1 pseudogene is annotated in these 1,400 nt (G+C 33.1%); it reads left to right on the top strand.

Annotated features, from left to right (window positions below):
• Window positions 1-126: 126 nt before the first annotated feature.
• A pseudogene (locus QWC74_RS07830) lies at window positions 127-1,400 on the top strand (ISL3 family transposase); the annotation flags it as partial.

The raw sequence follows: 1,400 nt of genomic DNA, 5'->3' as shown, positions 1-1,400 counted from the left end.
GGTTCTATAATATTTGGTGTTGCTGATTAAGCAGCACTTTTTTCATGGCATCAAAAAAAAGAGACCTCAAGTCTCAATCCTGTTACAATGTTATCGGCTAAAACAATATTGAAAGGATAAGATTTGATGTCTCACTCATATTTTACTAGAAAACTTTTAAATATTAAAGATAAAAACATTACGTTCCTTGAAGATTCGCTTGAAGAAGTTAAATTAAACGGAATTACTAGCTTTATTTTTAAAGGAATCCTCTCGTATCAACCGACTCATTGTCAAAAATGCGGAACTCTATTTGATTCAAAATTTAAGAAGCATGGATTTAAAACTTCTCGAATTGTTATTCCAAAAGTCTCACTCCATGATACCTATTTAGAGTTAAAGAAACAGCGTTATTATTGTGGGCATTGCCAATCTACCTTTACACTAAAAACTTCAATCGTTGAAAAGAACTGTTATATTTCTTATAACATGAAATATGCCATTGCTTTAGAGGCTCAAAATAAAATCTCTGAATGTGATATCGCTCATCGTCATCAGGTCTCTCATTCAACTGTCAATCGTATCATCCATAGCTTTTATGAATCTCAAACCCTAAACTTTAATTATTTACCTGAAAATCTTTGTTTTGATGAATTTAAATCAGTTAAGTCTGCTGAGTGTCATATGTCTTTTATCTTTTGTGATGCTGACTCCAAACAAATCATCGATATCATTGAAGATCGTCGTTTAAGCTCCCTTCAAGCTTATTTTAAACGATATACAAAGGAAGCACGTACTCGCGTAAAAAATATTGTGATTGATATGTACGCTCCTTACATTAGCTTGATTAAGGATCTTTTTCCTCATGCCCAAATTATCATTGATAAATTCCATCTCGTTCAACATCTCTCTCGTGCACTGAATAAAACTCGAATCCGATTAATGAAGAAGTTCAAAAAGCATGGTCGTAAGTTTAAACGTTACTGGCGCTTGTTCTTGAAGTCTCATACATTGCTCAATACCACAACTTATCATTCGTTTTACTGTTTCAAATAACCGATGCGTGAAATAGATATCTTAAATTTCCTCCTTGATTTATCCCCAGAACTAAAAGCGACTTATGATCTTTATCAAGACTTACTTTTCACTCTTCAAACTAAAAACTTAGAACGATTAAATGACTTAATTCAAGCAGAACACCCTCTTATTTCTCCTGAACTTCAAACAGCTTTTCAAACCTTTAAAACTTATCAATCTTATATTGAACACACACTAACAACTCCGTATACCAATGGTCCTATTGAAGGAATTAATAATAAAATTAAAGTCATTAAGCGTATTGCCTTTGGCTATCGCAGTTTCTATCATTGGGTCACCTGCCATGCGAAGCATGTTTCCTCCACTAGTAGGGTAATTAAATC

The organism is uncultured Turicibacter sp., from assembly GCF_938044715.1.
Taxonomy (GTDB): domain Bacteria; phylum Bacillota_I; class Bacilli_A; order MOL361; family Turicibacteraceae; genus Turicibacter; species Turicibacter sanguinis.
This window is presented reverse-complemented; position numbering and strand designations above follow the sequence as displayed.